The 16,191-nt window shown below is 60.6% G+C and carries 14 protein-coding genes and 1 pseudogene; 6 read left to right on the forward strand and 9 right to left on the reverse strand.

The genetic code is table 11. The features are described from left to right. The first annotated feature begins 143 nt into the window (after positions 1 to 143). Together OC445_RS17080 and OC445_RS17085 are read left to right on the forward strand one after the other, a co-directional pair. Positions 144 to 464, forward strand: a complete 321-nt coding sequence (locus OC445_RS17080) for a hypothetical protein (protein ID WP_019817026.1) — start codon at positions 144 to 146, stop codon at positions 462 to 464. Continuing rightward, entirely contained in the window at positions 451 to 765 is a 315-nt protein-coding gene (locus OC445_RS17085) for a helix-turn-helix domain-containing protein (protein ID WP_019817027.1), read from the forward strand. Before OC445_RS17080 ends, OC445_RS17085 begins: the two co-directional genes overlap by 14 nt. A gap of 22 nt (positions 766 to 787) precedes the next feature. On the opposite strand, the gene ddlA is transcribed toward OC445_RS17085, so the two are convergent. Next, a complete protein-coding gene (gene ddlA / locus OC445_RS17090; protein ID WP_073845001.1) occupies positions 788 to 1,885 on the reverse strand; it encodes a D-alanine--D-alanine ligase in 1,098 nt (365 codons plus the stop codon). 162 nt (positions 1,886 to 2,047) lie between these two features. Between ddlA and OC445_RS17095 the strand changes: the two genes are divergently transcribed. Then, positions 2,048 to 2,857, forward strand: a complete 810-nt coding sequence (locus OC445_RS17095) for an AraC family transcriptional regulator (RefSeq protein ID WP_034128111.1) — start codon at positions 2,048 to 2,050, stop codon at positions 2,855 to 2,857. A gap of 139 nt (positions 2,858 to 2,996) precedes the next feature. On the opposite strand, the gene OC445_RS17100 is transcribed toward OC445_RS17095, so the two are convergent. The 4 genes and pseudogenes from OC445_RS17100 to OC445_RS17110 all read right to left on the reverse strand — a co-directional run bounded on the left by OC445_RS17100 (position 2,997) and on the right by OC445_RS17110 (position 5,378). Next, positions 2,997 to 3,572 carry a flavin reductase family protein gene (locus OC445_RS17100; RefSeq protein WP_057977418.1) on the reverse strand — a complete coding sequence of 192 codons (576 nt, stop codon included), beginning with the start codon at positions 3,570 to 3,572 and terminating at the stop codon, positions 2,997 to 2,999. Between the two features lie 60 nt (positions 3,573 to 3,632). Then, positions 3,633 to 4,064, reverse strand: coding sequence for a methyl-accepting chemotaxis protein (locus OC445_RS27160; RefSeq protein WP_370712620.1), 432 nt, complete (start codon positions 4,062 to 4,064; stop codon positions 3,633 to 3,635). Positions 4,065 to 4,172: 108 nt separating this feature from the next. Then, positions 4,173 to 4,949, reverse strand: a pseudogene (locus OC445_RS27165) (PAS domain-containing protein); the annotation flags it as partial. Positions 4,950 to 5,045: 96 nt separating this feature from the next. Next, positions 5,046 to 5,378, reverse strand: a complete 333-nt coding sequence (locus OC445_RS17110) for a DUF2790 domain-containing protein (RefSeq protein WP_014716799.1) — start codon at positions 5,376 to 5,378, stop codon at positions 5,046 to 5,048. A gap of 226 nt (positions 5,379 to 5,604) precedes the next feature. Here OC445_RS17110 and OC445_RS17115 point away from each other — a divergent pair, with 226 nt between their 5' ends. The 3 genes from OC445_RS17115 (at position 5,605) to OC445_RS17125 (ending at position 9,323) form a co-directional block, all read left to right on the forward strand. Then, positions 5,605 to 6,924, forward strand: a complete 1,320-nt coding sequence (locus tag OC445_RS17115) for an OprD family porin (RefSeq protein WP_054897183.1) — start codon at positions 5,605 to 5,607, stop codon at positions 6,922 to 6,924. 336 nt (positions 6,925 to 7,260) lie between these two features. Continuing rightward, the gene (locus tag OC445_RS17120) at positions 7,261 to 7,935 is read left to right on the forward strand and encodes a heavy metal response regulator transcription factor (protein ID WP_014716797.1); all 675 of its coding nucleotides are present in this window, start codon (positions 7,261 to 7,263) and stop codon (positions 7,933 to 7,935) included. Further along, a complete protein-coding gene (locus tag OC445_RS17125; protein WP_198791001.1) occupies positions 7,932 to 9,323 on the forward strand; it encodes a heavy metal sensor histidine kinase in 1,392 nt (463 codons plus the stop codon). Before OC445_RS17120 ends, OC445_RS17125 begins: the two co-directional genes overlap by 4 nt. Before the next feature lie 142 nt (positions 9,324 to 9,465). Here the strand turns inward: OC445_RS17125 and OC445_RS17130 are convergent, their stop codons facing one another. The 4 genes from OC445_RS17130 to OC445_RS17145 form a co-directional block, all read right to left on the reverse strand. Then, a complete protein-coding gene (locus tag OC445_RS17130; RefSeq protein WP_198791000.1) occupies positions 9,466 to 12,609 on the reverse strand; it encodes a CusA/CzcA family heavy metal efflux RND transporter in 3,144 nt (1,047 codons plus the stop codon). An 18-nt stretch (positions 12,610 to 12,627) separates the two neighbouring features. Continuing rightward, positions 12,628 to 13,734: an efflux RND transporter periplasmic adaptor subunit gene (locus OC445_RS17135; protein WP_054897168.1), complete on the reverse strand. Its 1,107-nt coding sequence runs from the start codon at positions 13,732 to 13,734 to the stop codon at positions 12,628 to 12,630. Positions 13,735 to 13,753: 19 nt separating this feature from the next. Continuing rightward, on the reverse strand, positions 13,754 to 14,980 hold the full coding sequence (locus tag OC445_RS17140; protein WP_262020225.1) for a TolC family protein: 1,227 nt from the start codon (positions 14,978 to 14,980) through the stop codon (positions 13,754 to 13,756). A 109-nt stretch (positions 14,981 to 15,089) separates the two neighbouring features. Then, complete coding sequence (locus OC445_RS17145; protein WP_262020226.1) at positions 15,090 to 15,995, reverse strand: cation diffusion facilitator family transporter; 906 nt, start codon at positions 15,993 to 15,995, stop codon at positions 15,090 to 15,092. Positions 15,996 to 16,191 lie beyond the last annotated feature (196 nt).

The raw sequence follows: 16,191 nt of genomic DNA on the forward strand, positions 1-16,191 counted from the left end.
CTTAAATCCTACGCGGAGCGCCAAAACTCAAAGTGCCATGTCATCTTTTGCGATAAAAACCTTCTTGAGCAGCCCCATCTCACCTGCGATTTTCTGGCCCGCTCTTTCTTGCCAGAGGCTACGTCAAGGACGTAGAATTTCGCGTGTTCACTCTCATAGAATCCCCTCTCTTCAGCAGGCAATGGCCTGACTATTGGACTGAAGATGAAAAAGGTATCTTCATGGCGTTTCTCGCCAGCCATCCTGATGCTGGAAATGTCATTCCGCGCTCGGGAGGTTGCCGAAAGATACGCTGGAGCATGGAGGGCCGGGGTAAAAGTGGATCAGTGCGGGTCATCTACACCACACAACTGGAGTGCGGAGCAGTCGTCGCGCTACTGATTTATGGCAAGAGCGCCACGGAGAATATTCCGGCACATATCCTGTACAAAATCGCAAAGGAAATGAACCATGCCACTCACTGATAAAGAACTGAAGGAACGTGACGCCAAACGCAATATAGGCGAAGAACTACTCACAGCCATTCAGGATGTCAAAGCGGGACGTTACGGTGCCGTGCAGCACGTTGAGGTCACTCAGGCTGCCGAAGCAAGAAGCAAGACAGGGCTCTCACAACCCAAATTTGCCGAGCTTCTGGGCGTGTCAGTAAGAACCCTTCAAGAATGGGAGCAAGGGCGTCGCGCACCTTCCGGAGCAGCACGTTCGCTACTGCATATTGCGGCCATAAGGCCGGACGTTTTTCGCGAAGTACTCAGTAACGCCTGATCGCGTTACTGCTTCGGGCCAATCACTGGCGGTTGATCTTCAAGCCCTTGCGCCCCGCATGCCGCTCCAGCGCCAGCTCGATCAACCGGCTCACCAGCTCGCTGTAGCTCATGCCTGCCGCCTGCCACAGCTTGGGGTACATGCTGATGCGGGTAAAACCGGGCAGTGAGTTGATCTCGTTGATCAGCACTTCGCCGTCCTGCGTCAGGAACACATCCACCCGCGCCAACCCGGCGCAGCCCAACACTTCAAACGCCTCAATGGCCAGGCTGCGGATCCGCTCGCTGGCGTCATGACTGATCGCCGCCGGCACCACCACCTGGGCGGCCTGGCCATCGATGTATTTGCTGTCGTAGGAATAGAAACCACTGCTCACCACGATCTCGCCACAACCACTGGCGATGGGCTCGTCATTGCCCAGCACGGCGCATTCGATCTCACGGCCCTGGACGGCGGACTCCACCAGCACCTTCTCATCAAACCCCAACGCCAGTTCAACGGCAGCGCGGTACTCGGCTTCGCTGCCGACTTTGCTTACCCCCACCGACGAACCCTGGTTGGCGGGCTTGACGAACATCGGCACACCGAGCTTGCCAGCGGCCGTTTCAAATGAGGTGCGCGCCGCATTAGCTCGCGTAAGGGTGATGAACGGCGTGACCGCAATACCCGCGTCGCGCAGCAAGCGCTTGCTGATGTCTTTGTCCATGCACACCGCCGAGCCGAGCACGTCGGAACCGACGAAGGGCAAGTCCGCCATACGCAGCAAGCCTTGCAGGCAACCGTCTTCACCGAGGGTGCCGTGAACAATCGGGAAGATCACGTCGATGTGTTCCAGCATGCCCTGCCCGGAGGTTTCCACCACTTGCTGGCTGGCCTTGCCGGGCACCACGGCCAATTCACGGTTGGACTGGTTGAGGGCGATGAGTGCCGGGTTTTCCTGGTTGAGCAGAAAGTTCGAGGTGTCATTGAGGTGCCAGTGACCGGCCTTGTCGATACCGATCAAAACCGGCTCGAAGCGTGAGCGATCAAGGGCATCGACAATGTTGCGCGCCGATTGCAGCGAGACCTCATGCTCAGCCGAACGGCCACCAAAAATAATCCCTACCCGCACCTTGCTCATGACCCGGCCTCACTGTTGAAAGTAAGGCTTCTTACCATGGGTGGTTAGCGATTCGCTACCCGATGTGCATTGCCCCACACCTGCACAATCGTACAAGACCCCAGCAGACAACCGGTGCAGACTCAGTTAACGTGTTTCCACTTCCTTTTGTGACAAGTCACCATGGGCAACCCCATCCACTCCCTCGACTGGCTGCACCGCGCGCCCCACGCCAGTGGCCTTGACCGTATCGAGGCGTACTTTGCCGGCTTCGCCTTCGACCCTCATCGCCATGACACGTACGCCATAGGGCGCACGTTGTTCGGCGTACAGAGTTTTCATTATCGCGGCGGCACAACCCACAGCCTGCCCGGCACCACCATGGTGATCCACCCCGATGAAACCCATGACGGCCGTGCCGGCAGCGATGAAGGCTTCAAGTACCGGATGATCTATGTGGAGCCGGCGCTGATCCAGCAGATCCTCGGTGGGCAGCCGTTGCCGTTTATCCCCGGCGGCTTGTCCACCGACCCACGGCTGCACCGCGCCAGCGAAGTGTTGCTGCAAAGCCTGGATTGCCCGATTGACCCGATGCAAGAGCAAGATGCCCTGTTCGACCTGGCCCACGCGCTGAGCGCTGCGTCCGGGGCCATCATCCGCCGTAAATCCTTCGACTACATCGCGGCCGAACGCGCCCGTGAATTCATCCACAGCGCCCTGGGCCGCAGCATCACCCTGGATGAAATTGCCGACCACGCCGGCCGCGACCGGTGGGCGTTATCGCGGGATTTTCGTTTGTTATTCGGCACCAGCCCCTACCGCTACCTGACCATGCGCCGACTGGACCTGGTGCGCCACTTGTTGGCCCAGGGCCAATCGTTGGTGGATGCGGCGATGACCGCAGGCTTCACCGACCAAAGCCACATGACCCGCCAATTTCGCAGCACCTACGGCATGCCGCCATCGCGTTGGGTGAAAATGCTCGGACGCTGAGTACTGGGTTGGAATACGTTCAAACTGTGGGAGCTGGCTTGCCTGCGATGCACACACCTCGGTACATCAGATACACCGAGGTGATGCCATCGCAGGCAAGCCAGCTCCCACAGTTGATCTTCGTGGCTTTGCGCCTCTGTCAGAGCTGGCGCCCGACAATCGGTTGGCCAATGGCCAGGAAATTCCCGCCCGCCACATGGTGCAACGTGCGCAGTTCATCATGCCCGTCAAAATGCCAGCGGCCCTCGCTGAATACCCGCTCATCAGCATAGGCCGCGACCACTTCGCCCAGGAACAGGTCATAGGTCTGCTGATTATGCGGCTCGGGCAGCAGGCGGCATTCCAGCCAAGCCACGCAGCCTTCCAGCATCGGCGCCTCGGTGTGCTCACCGCTGAAAGTGTGCAGGCCGTAGGCTGCGAATTTGTCGGTTTCAACGCCGCGGGTATTGCCCACCGTCTGCACCAGATCAGCCTGCACAACACAAGGCACCTGCAGCACAAAAGTGCCGGCGCCTTCAAGTAGCTGGCGGGTCCAGGTGGCCTTGTCGAGCACCACCGCGACTTTCGGTGGTTCGAAATCCAACGGCATGGCCCAGGCAGCGGCCATGATATTGCGCTGGCCGTTGTGGGCTGCACTCACCAACACGGTCGGCCCGTGGTTGAGCAAACGGTAAGCCTTGGACAATGGGACGGGGCGACGGAACGTAGGGCTCATGGTCGATCAGCTCTGCAAGCGAGAAAAGACCTACGATACCTCAAGCACAAGCCCGACAGGTCAGCTCGACAGCTGATTGGCAAACTGCCCGACCGCACTCACTACTTTTTGCGCACCGTCCTGAATCTCGACGATCACGGTACCCGCCTCCGCCGCCAGGGCCAGGCCCTGCTCGGCTTGCGCACGACCGTCGGCCATCAAGGCCACCGCGTCGCGGGCCATGTCCTGGTTCTGGCGCACCACACCAACAATTTCCTCGGTGGCTTTGCTGGTACGTGACGCCAATTGCCGTACTTCATCGGCCACCACCGCAAAGCCACGCCCCTGCTCACCGGCACGCGCCGCTTCGATGGCGGCGTTGAGCGCCAGCAGGTTGGTTTGCTCGGCAATGCCGCTGATGGTCTTGACGATGCTGCCGATCACTTGGGACTGGGCATTCAACGCCTCGATGCCTTCACCGGCCTGTTGCATGTGCTGGGCCAGGTCGCGCATAACGTCCACGGCCTGGGTGACCACGGTGGTGCCGCGCTGGGCGCTGTCGTCGGTTTGCAAAGAGGTGCTGTAGGCAATATTGGCGGCCTCGGCCACTGCCTGCTCGCGGTTGACCTGGTCGGTAATGACCGTGGCGAACTTGACCACTTTGTACAGCCGCTCATTGGCGTCCAGCACCGGGTTGTAGGTGGCCTCCAACCACACCAGGCGGCCGTGGCTGTCCACACGTTTGAAGCGCGCGGCGACGAACTCACCGGCGTTCAGGCGCTTCCAGAACTGTTGGTATTCGGCACTGTTGTATTCCTGTGGCTCACAGAACATACGGTGATGCTTGCCTTCGATCTGCGCCAGGCTGTATCCCATGGCGCCGAGGAAGCGGTCATTGGCGGTGAGTACATGCCCCTCCAGGTCGAACTCGATCAACGCGGTGGAACGCATCAGTGCAGTGATCAGGTTTTCATGTTCACGCGAGCTCTCGATGGTGCGGGTAAGGTCGCTGGAAAAAATCGAAAACTGCTTGATGCGCCCCTCCGAACTGCGCACCGGCTGCACGATTGAGCGCAACCAGGCTTCCTTGCCATTGCCGCGCATCAGGCGTACGGCGCCGGCAAAGTGTTCGCCGCGGGCCAGCGCGTGTTTGAAGCGCAGTTGGAACTCGTCCTGGCGCACATGTGCCGGCACCAGGTCTTCGATAGCACGCCCGACAATCTCGCCCAGCGAATAAGCCAGTTCCTGCAGGAAGTTGGCATTGGCCCACTCCACACGGCCTTCAGGGTCCAGTGTCAGGCAGAGCATTTCGCTTTCCAGGCTCTCTTTCACCTGGAGCAAGCTCGACAATTCTTCGCGCAGAGCGGTCAGCTCCTGCTTCAGGCGGGTATTGAACATGGGGCACCGTTAGGCAAGTGAGGTAGGTGTACTCACTTGCATCGGCGCTGCCGGGGTTTTCTGAAGAGCGCTTGAGCCCTGGGCCGAACTATATTTTCAACCACCATTGTTACGGCATACGCCCATGACCTGATATTCCAGGGTATTGAGCTTGCCGCTGGAGTCTTCGTAGGTCATGCGCGACGGCACGGCGTTGCACGAGCGGATCGGCGGCGTCACGTTGACGACCTTGGCAATGTCCAGGTCCATGCCATAGCGGTACGCCTGGACCTCAGGCACCGGCTTGCCTTTTTTGATGGCGTACGCGGCCATGGCTTTCTCATTGCGCTCCATCATCAGGGCAAAGGTGCGGTCCCCACCCCCTTCGGCCAGTGCGCCAAATGACAACACAGCCGTTAATACAGCCAAACCTGCTTTATAAAAGTTCATCGCGGTTTCCTCGACTGAAAAGTTCAGTGTCGAGATTAACCAACCCACCCTGACGGCAGGTTCACCAGAACATTACTTATTTGTTAGATGGTCGTTAGTTTCCAGAATTGTAATGTGCAAGCCATGCAGTTGTTATCCGCCATTTGCAACTATCAGCCAGGGCCAGATCAATAAAAACGCCCGCCTCTATAAGAAGCCGATAACTGCCATCACCGAGGAGCGCATCATGAGCATTCGTCATTACACCCTTCCCTTTTCACTGATGGCTGCACTGCCCATGGCCGCCATGGCAGTGGAGGACAAGCCCGAGGGTTTTATAGAGGGCAGCCGCATCAACGTGCTGGCACGCAACTTCTACTTCAACCGCGATGACCGCAAAGGCCAGTCCAGCCCCACTGGCAATGGTTACTCCGAAGCCTGGGCCCAGGGCTTCATCGGCAAATTCGAATCCGGTTTTACCCAGGGCACCGTGGGTTTTGGCCTGGACGCATTCGCCATGTACGGCCTCACACTTGACTCGGGCAGCGGCCGCAGCGGCGGCAAAGGCTCGTTCGGCGTGCTGCCGGTGAACAGCGACAACCAGCCGGAAAACAGCTACAGCAAAATCGGCGGCGCGGCGAAACTGCGCGTGCTGGACACCGTGATCAAGGCCGGCGACGTGTTCCCACTTACGCCGGTGGTGGCCTACGGCGACTCTCGCCTGTTGCCCGAGAGCTTTCGCGGCGTCACCCTGCAAAACACCAGTCTGGAAGGCTTGAGCCTGCAAGGCGGGCGCCTGAGCGGCATGAGCCAGCCCAGCGAAAGCGGCATGAACAAAGGCTTTGCCACCTTCTATGCAGGCAAGGTCGGCTCGCCCTGGATCGCCTACTTCGGCGGTGACTACCAGCTCAACAGCCATCTGGGCTTTAGCCTGTACAGCAGCCGCTTGAAGGACGCCTGGGATCAGTACTACTTCGGCAGCAATGCCAATTACGCATTGACCGACGACGTGTCATTGTTCGGCGACTTCAACTACTACAAGGCCGTGGACGAAGGCCAGAAACGGCTCGGCGAGTTCGACAACAACATCTGGAGCGCCAGGCTCGGGGTCAAGGTCGGTGCCCACAGCGTGGCCGTGTCGCACCAGCGTAACAACGGCGACGATGACTTCGACTACCTGCGCCAATCAGACTCGATCTTCCTCAATAACTCGATCCAGTACAGCGACTTCAACGCGCCCAAGGAGCGCTCATGGATGGTGCGCTACGACCTGGACATGCAAGCGTTCGGCATTCCCGGCCTGTCGTTCATGACCCGCTACGGCAAAGGCACCGGCGCCGACTATAGCAACGCCAATGCCGTGTATATGCGCCGCGATGCAGCGGGTAACCCCTTGACCGATCAACGCCGCTGGGAACGGGATATCGAGGCCAAATACGTGGTGCAAAGTGGGCGTTTGAAGGATTTGTCCCTGCGCTTGCGCCAGGCCACCGTGCGCTCCAGTGCGTTTGAATCAGACCTGGAAGAAGTTCGTCTGATTGCCGAATACCCATTGGTCGTGCTGTAGCCCTTACATTCGCTCGCGATTAACTAACATCTGTTCACAAATAGCCAGTTATCAAAATTGTAATATTGGCCTCAGCTTCTCGTTAAGTGGAACTTTCTATACTCGCTTCAACTTATTCACCCGAGCACATTCATCTCTGAAGCTTTTGTGTAGCTCCTTTGGAAAGAGATGAATTTTTAACGCCCCGCTTGGGGCGTTTTTTTTGCCGGCGACACATGCGACCGACGGTCGCAGTTGACCCTAAAGCTACTTTAGCCTTCAGACTTTTCCCACTTCCGAACCCGCCGCCATAGGGACATGGGCGCCTTCTCTCCCCTAATTCAAGAGGTAACCCCCATGCGTATTCTTGTGGTTGAAGACGAGCAGAAAACCGCCGACTACCTGCAACAGGGCCTGAACGAAAGTGGCTACGTGGTCGACTGCGCCGCCAATGGCGTCGACGGCCTGCACCTGGCCGGGCAACACGCCTATGAACTGGTGATTCTGGACGTGAACCTGCCGGGCAAGGATGGCTGGCAAGTACTGGAAGAATTGCGCCGCAACGGCACCCAGCGCGTGATGATGCTCACCGCCCGTGGCCGGCTGGCTGACAAGATCAAGGGCCTGGACATGGGCGCCGACGATTATCTGGTCAAGCCGTTCGAGTTTCCCGAACTGCTGGCCCGCGTGCGCACCCTGATGCGTCGCAGCGAACACATTCCACAGCCGGAAGTGTTCCGCGTCTCGGACCTGGAACTGGACCCGCGCCGCCACCGCGCTTATCGCGGCACCCGGCGCATCGACCTGACCACCAAGGAGTTCGCGCTGTTGCAAGTGCTCATGCGCCAGGCCGGCGAAGTGCTGACCCGCACACAGATTATTTCCTTGGTCTGGGACATGAATTTCGACTGCGACACCAACGTGGTCGAAGTCTCCATCAGCCGCCTGCGCGCCAAGGTGGATGACCAGAGCGAGGTCAAGCTGATCCACACTATTCGCGGCGTAGGCTACGTGCTGGAAGCGCGCCCATGAAGACCGGCAGCCTGTCGATGCGCCTGGGCCTGACGGTCAGCCTGATGGGCGCGGGCCTGGTGTTGCTGCTGGCGACCCTGGCCTACTTGGCCCTCACCCATGAGCTGGAAAAACTCGCGCGAAAAAACCTGGAAAGCAAGATGGAACAGATCCAGCACAGCCTGGCCCTGGGCCTGGACGCCCATGCCATCCGCGCCCGCCCGCACTCGCTGATGGACCTGGTGATCGGCCACGACAATTTCCACCTGACCATCGTCGGCACCGCGCCCGATAACAGCGTGCTGCTGAACGTCGGCAGCAAGCCCCAGGAACCACTGCTCACCGACTTCAAGCCACGGGAAACCCTGGGCTACCTCAATTGGGTCGACAGCTACGGCAACCAGGTACTCAGTGCCTCCAGCTTGATGCGCCTGGCCAACGGTGAACGTGTGCGGGTGCTGCTGTCCCTGGACCGCATGGACGACCAGGCATTGCTCAGTGCCTACCTGCGCGCCACGCTGATTGCGCTGCCGCTACTGCTGATACTGATTGGCATGGGCGCCTGGTGGCTGGTTCAACGGGGCCTGGCGCCGTTGAAGCAGTTCAGCCAGGTGGCGGCGAAAGTCACCACCCAGGACCTCACCCATCGCTTGTCTGTGGACAACCTGCCCCACGAACTGGGTGAACTCGCCCACGGCATCAACGTGATGCTCGACCGCCTGGATGCCGGTGTGCAGCAACTCTCGCAATTCTCCGATGACCTGGCCCACGAACTGCGCGCCCCCTTGACCAACCTGATGGGCAAGGCCCAGTTGACCCTGTCGCGCCAGCGCCCGCCGCAGGAATACAAGGCGGTGCTGGAATCCAACACCGAAGAACTCGAACGCCTGGCGCGAATTGTCAGCGACATGCTGTTTCTGGCGCAGGTCAGCCATCCGGCGGCGCGGGCCTCATTCACCGAGGTGTCCCTGGCGCAGGAAGCCCAGCGCGTGATGGAGTTGTTTGCCCTGAGCGCCGAAGATAAAGGCGTCACCCTGAACCTGCGCGGCGATGCCTGGGTGACCGGCGACCGCCTGATGATCCAGCGGGCGATTTCCAACTTGCTCTCCAATGCCATTCGCCACACACCCGAGGCCTCTACCGTGTTGCTGTTGGTGGAGACCTACGAGCAGAGCGTATCGCTGTCGGTGGGCAACGCGGGGCGAGGCATTGAAGCGCACCACCTGCCGCACCTGTTCGAACGTTTCTACCGCGCCGACAGCAGCCGTACCCGTGCCGAGGGCGGCACCGGGCTGGGGCTGGCCATCGTGAAATCGATCATGCATTTGCATCAGGGGCATGCTCATGTCACCAGCCAGCCTGGGCGTTTTACGCGGTTCAGCCTGGTGTTTCCTTCAAAGCCAGCCTAGGCCCAATGTAGGAGCGAGCTTGCTCGCGAAAACGTCAACGATAACGCGTGTTTCCTGAATAAACGCGGCGCCTGTGGGTTTTTCGCGAGCAAGCTCGCTCCTACAGAGGGTAAGCCCGCACATTGCGGCGTTTTCGCGGTTGTCAGGCAGCCTCTTCATCGCGGCGATGAGCCCATTGGTACAACGCCGGCAGCACCAGCAAGGTCAGCAAAGTCGAAGAAATAATCCCGCCAATCACCACCGTCGCCAATGGGCGCTGCACTTCGGCGCCGGTGCCGGTGGCGAGTGCCATGGGGATAAACCCGAGGGACGCCACCAGCGCGGTCATCAGTACCGGGCGCAAGCGGGTCAACGCGCCTTCGTGGATCGCCACCGATAACGAGCGGCCTTCCTCGCGCAGGTTTCGGATGAAGGCGATCATCACCAGGCCATTAAGCACCGCGACGCCCGACAAGGCGATAAAGCCCACACCCGCCGAAATCGACAGCGGAATATCACGCAGCCACAAGGCCATGATCCCGCCGGTGAGCGCGAAGGGGATGCCGGTAAACACCAGCAGGCCGTCCTTGAGGTTGTTGAACATCATGAACAGCAACCCGAACACCAACAGCAACGCTACCGGCACCACGATGCGCAAGCGTTCGGAAGCCTCCTTCAACTGTTCGAACTGGCCGCCCCAGGTGGTCCAGTAACCGGCAGGGACTTTCACCTGGGTAGTGATGGCGGCTTCGGCCTCCTCGACAAACGAGCCGATATCGCGCCCGCGCACGTTGGCGCTGACGATCACCAGGCGCTTGCCGTTCTCGCGGCTGATCTGGTTGGGGCCCAACACCAGGTCGAGGCTGGCAACCTGGGACAAGGCGATAAAGCCCAACTGCCCCGAGGTACTACTCGCCAGCGCCGGCACCGGGATCAACAGCCGTGACAAGCCGTCGATATCGGTGCGCAACGTGTCGGACAAGCGCACCACCATGTCAAAACGCCGATCACCCTCGTACAGCGTACCGGCCTGGCGCCCACCGACAGCGACGGCGATGGTGTCCTGCACATCACCCACATTCAGGCCGAAGCGAGCGGCCTTGTCGCGGTCGATATTGATGGTCAGCACCGGCAGGCCGGAGGTCTGTTCCACCTTCACTTCCGAGGCGCCGTTGAGCTTCTGCAAGGTCTCGGCGATTTCCCCGGCAGTCTGGTTGAGCACCGCCATATCATCGCCGAACACCTTCACCGCCACATCGCTGCGCACTCCGGAAATCAGCTCGTTGAAGCGCAACTGGATCGGCTGCGAGAGCTCATACACGCTGCCCGGCACAATCGCGCTGGCCCGTTGGATATCGGCGATGATTGCCTCGCGGGACTTCTTCGGGTTCGGCCATTGGTCCTTGGGTTTGAGCATCACGTAGCTGTCGGAAATATTCGGCGGCATCGGGTCGGAGGCGATTTCCGCCGTACCGGTGCGCGCAAACACCCGCTCGATTTCCGGCACTTGGGCCAGTAAGGTTTTTTCCAGTTGCTGCTGCATCTGCACTGATTGGGTCAGGCTGGTGCCAGGCACACGCAGCGCCTGTTGGGCAAAGTCACCTTCGCTGAGGCTGGGGATAAATTCACTGCCCATGCGGCTGGCGACCAACCCCGACACGACGATGGTCAGTGCGGCCAGGCCGAACACCAGGGGCCGACGCACAATCACCCAGTTGAGCACCGGGCCATACACCCGACGCGCACTGCGCATGACGAAGTTTTCTTCTTCCTTGACCTTGCCGGTGACGAACAACGCAATCGCCGCCGGTACGAAGGTCACCGACAGAATCATCGCGCCGAGCAAGGCAATCACCACGGTGAATGCCATGGGGTGGAACATCTTCCCGGCCACGCCCGTGAGAGCGAAGATCGGCAGGTACACCACCATGATGATCAACTGCCCGAAGATCAGCGCGCGTCGTGCCTCCTTGGCCGCGGCGAACACTTCGTGCAGGCGTTCACTGCGGGTCAGCAACCGGCCGTGGCGCTGCTGTGCGTGGGCCAGACGGCGGATGGCGTTCTCGACGATCACCACCGCACCGTCAACGATAATGCCGAAGTCCAGCGCGCCCAGGCTCATCAGGTTGGCGCTGACTTTGTTGGTGAACATGCCGGTGAAGGTGAACAGCATCGCCAGCGGAATCACCATCGCAGTGATCAGCGCTGCACGGATATTACCCAGGAACAGAAACAACACCGCCACCACCAGCAACGCACCTTCGAAGAGGTTTTTCTTCACCGTGGCGATGGCTTTTTCCACCAGGTTGGTGCGGTCGTAAACAGTGACCGCCACCACGCCTTCGGGCAGCGAGCGGTTGATCTCCTCAAGCTTTTTCGCCACCGCCTGGGACACGCTGCGGCTGTTCTCGCCGATCAACATGAACACCGTGCCCAGCACCACCTCACGGCCATTTTCGGTGGCGGCGCCGGTACGCAGCTCACGACCAATGTCGACCTGGGCCACATTGCGCACGCGGATCGGTGTGCCGTCCGAGGTGGTGATGACAATGTTGGCGATGTCGTCGATAGACGCCACCTGGCCCGGCGCGCGGATCAACAACTGTTCGCCGCTGCGCTCGATATAGCCGGCGCCGACGTTGGCGTTGTTGCGCTCCAGCGCCGTGACCAGATCGTTGAGGGTCAGGTTGTAAGCGGCCAGGCGCTTGGGGTCTGGCGCAATCTGATATTCCTTGGCGAAGCCGCCGATGGTATTGATCTCGGCCACGCCTGGCACGTTGCGCAGTTGCGGTTTGATGATCCAGTCCTGGATCACCCGCAGGTCGGTGGGGGTGTAAGGCGTACCGTCCTCTTTGCGCACACCGTCCTCGGCTTCGACGGTCCACAGGAAAATTTCCCCAAGGCCAGTGGAAATCGGCCCCATGGCGGTTTCGATGCCGTCAGGCAATTGCTCACGGGCCACTTGCAGGCGTTCGTTGACCAATTGGCGGGCGAAGAACAGGTCGGTGCCGTCCTTGAAAATCACCGTGACCTGGGACAAACCGGAACGCGACAGCGATCGCGTCTGCTGCAGGCCCGGTAGGCCGGCCATGGCGGTTTCGATGGGAAAGGTGACGCGCTGCTCGGTTTCCAGCGGCGAAAAACCGGCCGCCGCCGAGTTGATCTGCACCTGTACGTTGGTGATGTCAGGCACTGCGTCGATGGGCAGTTTCTGATAGCTGGCGATGCCGACACAGGCCATCAACAGCACCGCCAGCAACACGATGATGCGCTGCTCGATGGCGAATTGGATAAGGCGCTCAAACATGGGGAATCACTCGCAGGATCAATGGGCGTGTTCGGCCGAGCCTTTGCCCAGTTCGGACTTGAGGATGAAGCTGCCAGCCGTCGCCACCTGCGCGCCGGCCTCCAGGCCTTTGCGCACTTCGACGTAGCCGTTTTCACTGACGCCCAGTTCAAGATGGCGGGTGATAAAGCCGTCCTCGGTACGCACAAACACCGAGGGTTTGTCCTCGACGGTCTGGACAGCGGTTTGCGGCACGGTGACCTTGGCCTGGTAGGTGTCGGTGGCCACTTGCACGGCCACAAACAAGCCCGGGCGCCAGGCGTCGTCAGGGTTGGGGACCGTTACGCGCACGGTGGCGGTGCGCGTCTGCTCACCGAGCAAGTTGCCCACATAGGCCACGGTGCCCAGCACTTCGGTGCCCATTTCCGTCGAGCTGACTTTCACTGGTTTGCCCACGCGAACCTTGTTCAAGTCCTTGGGAAATACGCCGAAGGTGACCCACACCTGGGACAGATCCGAGAGGGTAAAGGCATTGCTGGTTTCACTGACCACCTCGCCCACCCCCAGGTGTTTTTCCACCACCACACCGGCGAAGGGCGCACGCAGTTCATAACGATTGCCGCCGGCCAGTACCGCGCTGCCGCTGAGCGCAGTCATTTTTTGCCGCGCATTGTTCAGGGCGATTTCGGCTTCTTGCAGAGTTTGCCGCGCCAGCAGGTAATCCTGTTCGGCAGAAATTTTGTCCTGCCACAACTGACGCTCGCGCTGGAAGGTGGTGCGCGCCAGTTCGACTCGGCGCTCGCTGGCGGCCAATTCGCTGCGCTGGTCGGAAATCTGCTGGCTGGCGATCACCGCCAACAGCTCACCCTTCTTCACCGACTGGCCCAGGTTGACCTTCACCGCCTCCACCACGCCTGCCGCACGGGGCACGATATGGGAGGTACGGTCTTCATCAAAACGCACTTCGCCCGGCAGCGTCAGCACGGTGCTGATGGCACGCGGTTGCGCCTGGGCCAACTGGATGCCGGCGGCTTGAATCTGCTGCTCGGTGAGTTCGAGCTTGCCTTCTTCTTCCTCGGCGTGGGCGAAGCCGGAAAGCATCAGGCCCAGGGCGACGGCGAGCGCCATGCCATGTTTTTTGTTCATCAGGAGACTCCAGGAAAAATCAAAAGCGGGCGAGGTCGCCGTAAATGCGTTCGATGCGTACCCAGGCCTCGGTGGCCTGGGCGGTGGCCGCAAGGTATTGGGTGCGGGCCGCGATCAAGGTGCGCTGGGCGTCGAGCACGTCGAGGAAGTTGAACTTGCCCATCTCGAAGCCACGGGTGGCGCTGTATACCGCACTTTGTGCGGCGGGCAGGATCTGCTGGTTGAACGCGCGCACTTCGGTATTTGCCGTTTGCCATAGGTCCAGGGCCTGGCGGGTTTCGGTGCGCAGGCGCAGCTCGGCGGCGTTGCGCAGGTCGCGGGCCTGGTCGGCGCGTCGGGTGGCCGCGAGAATGTTGCCCTGGTTGCGGTTGAACAGCGGGATCGGCATCGACACGCCCACCAGGTTCACCCGTTCGCGCACACTGGCGTCGTATTGGCTGCCGATCGACACGTCCAGGTCAGGAATGCGCTGGGCTTTTTCCAGGCCCACGCTGGCTTCGTTCTGCACAATGCTGAGTTCGGCCAGGCGCAATTCGGCAGTTTGCTCAAGACGTGCCAGCAATGGCGCGGCGGCGGGTAACGCCGGTACCGAGGTGCTTGGCGTGGCGACGGCCTGGAAGTCGGTGGCGGCGCTGCCGGTACTGGTGGCGAGGCGACGGTAGGCGTCAGTGAGGCCAATCTGTGCGCGGTTCAATTCCAGACGGATTTGCGACACCTGCACCTGGGCGCGAGTGGCTTCCACCGGCGACGACTTGCCAGCGGTGACGCGCCCATTGGCGACCACCAGGCCGCGCTCGGCAAGCGTCATGGAGCGTTGCGCCAGGTCAAGGCGTTCCTGGGCGCGCAGGGCGCCGTAGTAGCTGTCGATGACCTCGGCACGCAACTGGTTGCGACGCTGCTCCAGGGTCAGCGCGGCGGCATCCTGGGCGCGGGTGGCCACCTCGATGCGTGCACCGCGCTTGCCGCCCAGTTCAAGGGTCTGGCTGAGTTTGATGCTGGTGGTGCGGCTGTTGCGGCGGGTGTCTTCGGCGTCCCAGGAGGCCACCGGGTTGGGGATCAGGCCGGCCTGTTGCCGGCCGCCTTGGGCGATGTCGATTTCCCATTGTGCGGCCGCCAGGTCCGGGTTGTTGGCGAAGGCGGTTTGCAAGGCTGCATCGAGGGTGAGGGGTTGTGCCTGGGCGGCGTTTGCGGATATCCACACTACCAGTGCCGCCGCCCCCAACAGTGTTCTAACGAAAATTGCCATAACGAGAGTTCCACGCCCATGAAGTCGCTGAGGTTTCCCAGCGGGGGCAATGTAGCTTTCGGTACTTATCAGGGCCGTGGGCGAAAGATTACAAATCCGTTAGCCAGGCTCAGGCATGCACTTCGTCGTGATCGTCATGTTGAAAACCCTCGCCCTCGACCTGGATCGTGGCGTGGGAAATATCGAACTGTTCGTGCAGTAACTCCGTCACTCGACTGAGGATCTGTTGCTCAGTGCCCTGGGACGCATCCGCGACCAGATGCGTACTCAGCACGTTCTTGCCACTGGTGAGGGCCCAGATATGCAGGTCGTGCACGTCCCTGACCCCCGGCACGCTGCGGATGGCCTGCTCCACCTGCTCGATGTCCACACCCTCCGGCACACCTTGCAGCAGGATGTTCATGCTCGCCTTAAGCAACGTCCAGGTGCGCGGCAATACCCAAAAGCCGATGGCGGCCGCGACCACGGAGTCAACCCAACCCCAGCCAGTGAACATGATCACCAGCGCGGCAATGATCACGCCGACGGAGCCCAGCATGTCGCTCCAGACTTCCAGGTAGGCGCCCTTGACGTTAAGGCTCTCGCCACTGGCAGCGCTGAGCAGGCGCATGGAGATCAGGTTGACCACCAGCCCCAGCAGCGCAATCACCAGCATGCCGGTGGACTGGATTTCGGCGGGCGCCTGCAGCCGCTGGTAAGCCTCGTACAAGATGTAGAACGCCACGGCGAACAGCAGTAATGCATTCAAGGCGGCCGCCAGGATCTCGAACCGCGCATAACCGAAGGTGCGCTTGCGATCTGCCGGGCGCTTGGCGACTTGGATCGCCACCAGGGAAATCGCCAGGGCCAGGGCGTCGGTCATCATGTGCGCCGCGTCCGACAACAGCGCCAGGCTGCCGGTGATAAAAGCGCCGATGACTTCGGCCAGCATGAAGCTGCCGGTCAGCCCCAGGGCGATCCATAACTTGCGTTCGTGGCCGGCGCGTACTTGGGCGTGGCTGTGTCCTGCGCTCATGAAATGTCCTCGTGGGTTGGGATGGGGCGGATCATAGAGCTATAGGCCAGATCCACTGGCATGGTTTGCAAAATTGTCATCTGAGCGCCAGAGGGTCGTTAGCTTCGGGCGCACCAAAATCGTTCATGCACGCGTTGGGGAAGATGTATCAGGTATGCTTTTCGGGCCGAAACAAAAAGAAACATATTAGCCAACC

Origin of the sequence: Pseudomonas sp. Pse35 (assembly GCF_024519715.1) — a bacterium.
GTDB lineage: Bacteria > Pseudomonadota > Gammaproteobacteria > Pseudomonadales > Pseudomonadaceae > Aquipseudomonas > Aquipseudomonas paracarnis.

Coding starts and splice junctions, on each gene's coding strand:
- OC445_RS17145 (WP_262020226.1), bottom strand. CDS start 15,995: ATGAGCGCAGGACACAGCCACGCCCAAGTACGCGCCGGCCACGAACGC.
- OC445_RS17085 (WP_019817027.1), top strand. CDS start 451: ATGCCACTCACTGATAAAGAACTGAAGGAACGTGACGCCAAACGCAAT.
- OC445_RS17100 (WP_057977418.1), bottom strand. CDS start 3,572: ATGAGCCCTACGTTCCGTCGCCCCGTCCCATTGTCCAAGGCTTACCGT.
- OC445_RS17110 (WP_014716799.1), bottom strand. CDS start 5,378: ATGAACTTTTATAAAGCAGGTTTGGCTGTATTAACGGCTGTGTTGTCA.
- OC445_RS17125 (WP_198791001.1), top strand. CDS start 7,932: ATGAAGACCGGCAGCCTGTCGATGCGCCTGGGCCTGACGGTCAGCCTG.
- ddlA (WP_073845001.1), bottom strand. CDS start 1,885: ATGAGCAAGGTGCGGGTAGGGATTATTTTTGGTGGCCGTTCGGCTGAG.
- OC445_RS17135 (WP_054897168.1), bottom strand. CDS start 13,734: ATGAACAAAAAACATGGCATGGCGCTCGCCGTCGCCCTGGGCCTGATG.
- OC445_RS27160 (WP_370712620.1), bottom strand. CDS start 4,064: ATGCGCGACCTGGCCCAGCACATGCAACAGGCCGGTGAAGGCATCGAG.
- OC445_RS17140 (WP_262020225.1), bottom strand. CDS start 14,980: ATGGCAATTTTCGTTAGAACACTGTTGGGGGCGGCGGCACTGGTAGTG.
- OC445_RS17115 (WP_054897183.1), top strand. CDS start 5,605: ATGAGCATTCGTCATTACACCCTTCCCTTTTCACTGATGGCTGCACTG.
- OC445_RS17130 (WP_198791000.1), bottom strand. CDS start 12,609: ATGTTTGAGCGCCTTATCCAATTCGCCATCGAGCAGCGCATCATCGTG.
- OC445_RS17120 (WP_014716797.1), top strand. CDS start 7,261: ATGCGTATTCTTGTGGTTGAAGACGAGCAGAAAACCGCCGACTACCTG.
- OC445_RS17095 (WP_034128111.1), top strand. CDS start 2,048: ATGGGCAACCCCATCCACTCCCTCGACTGGCTGCACCGCGCGCCCCAC.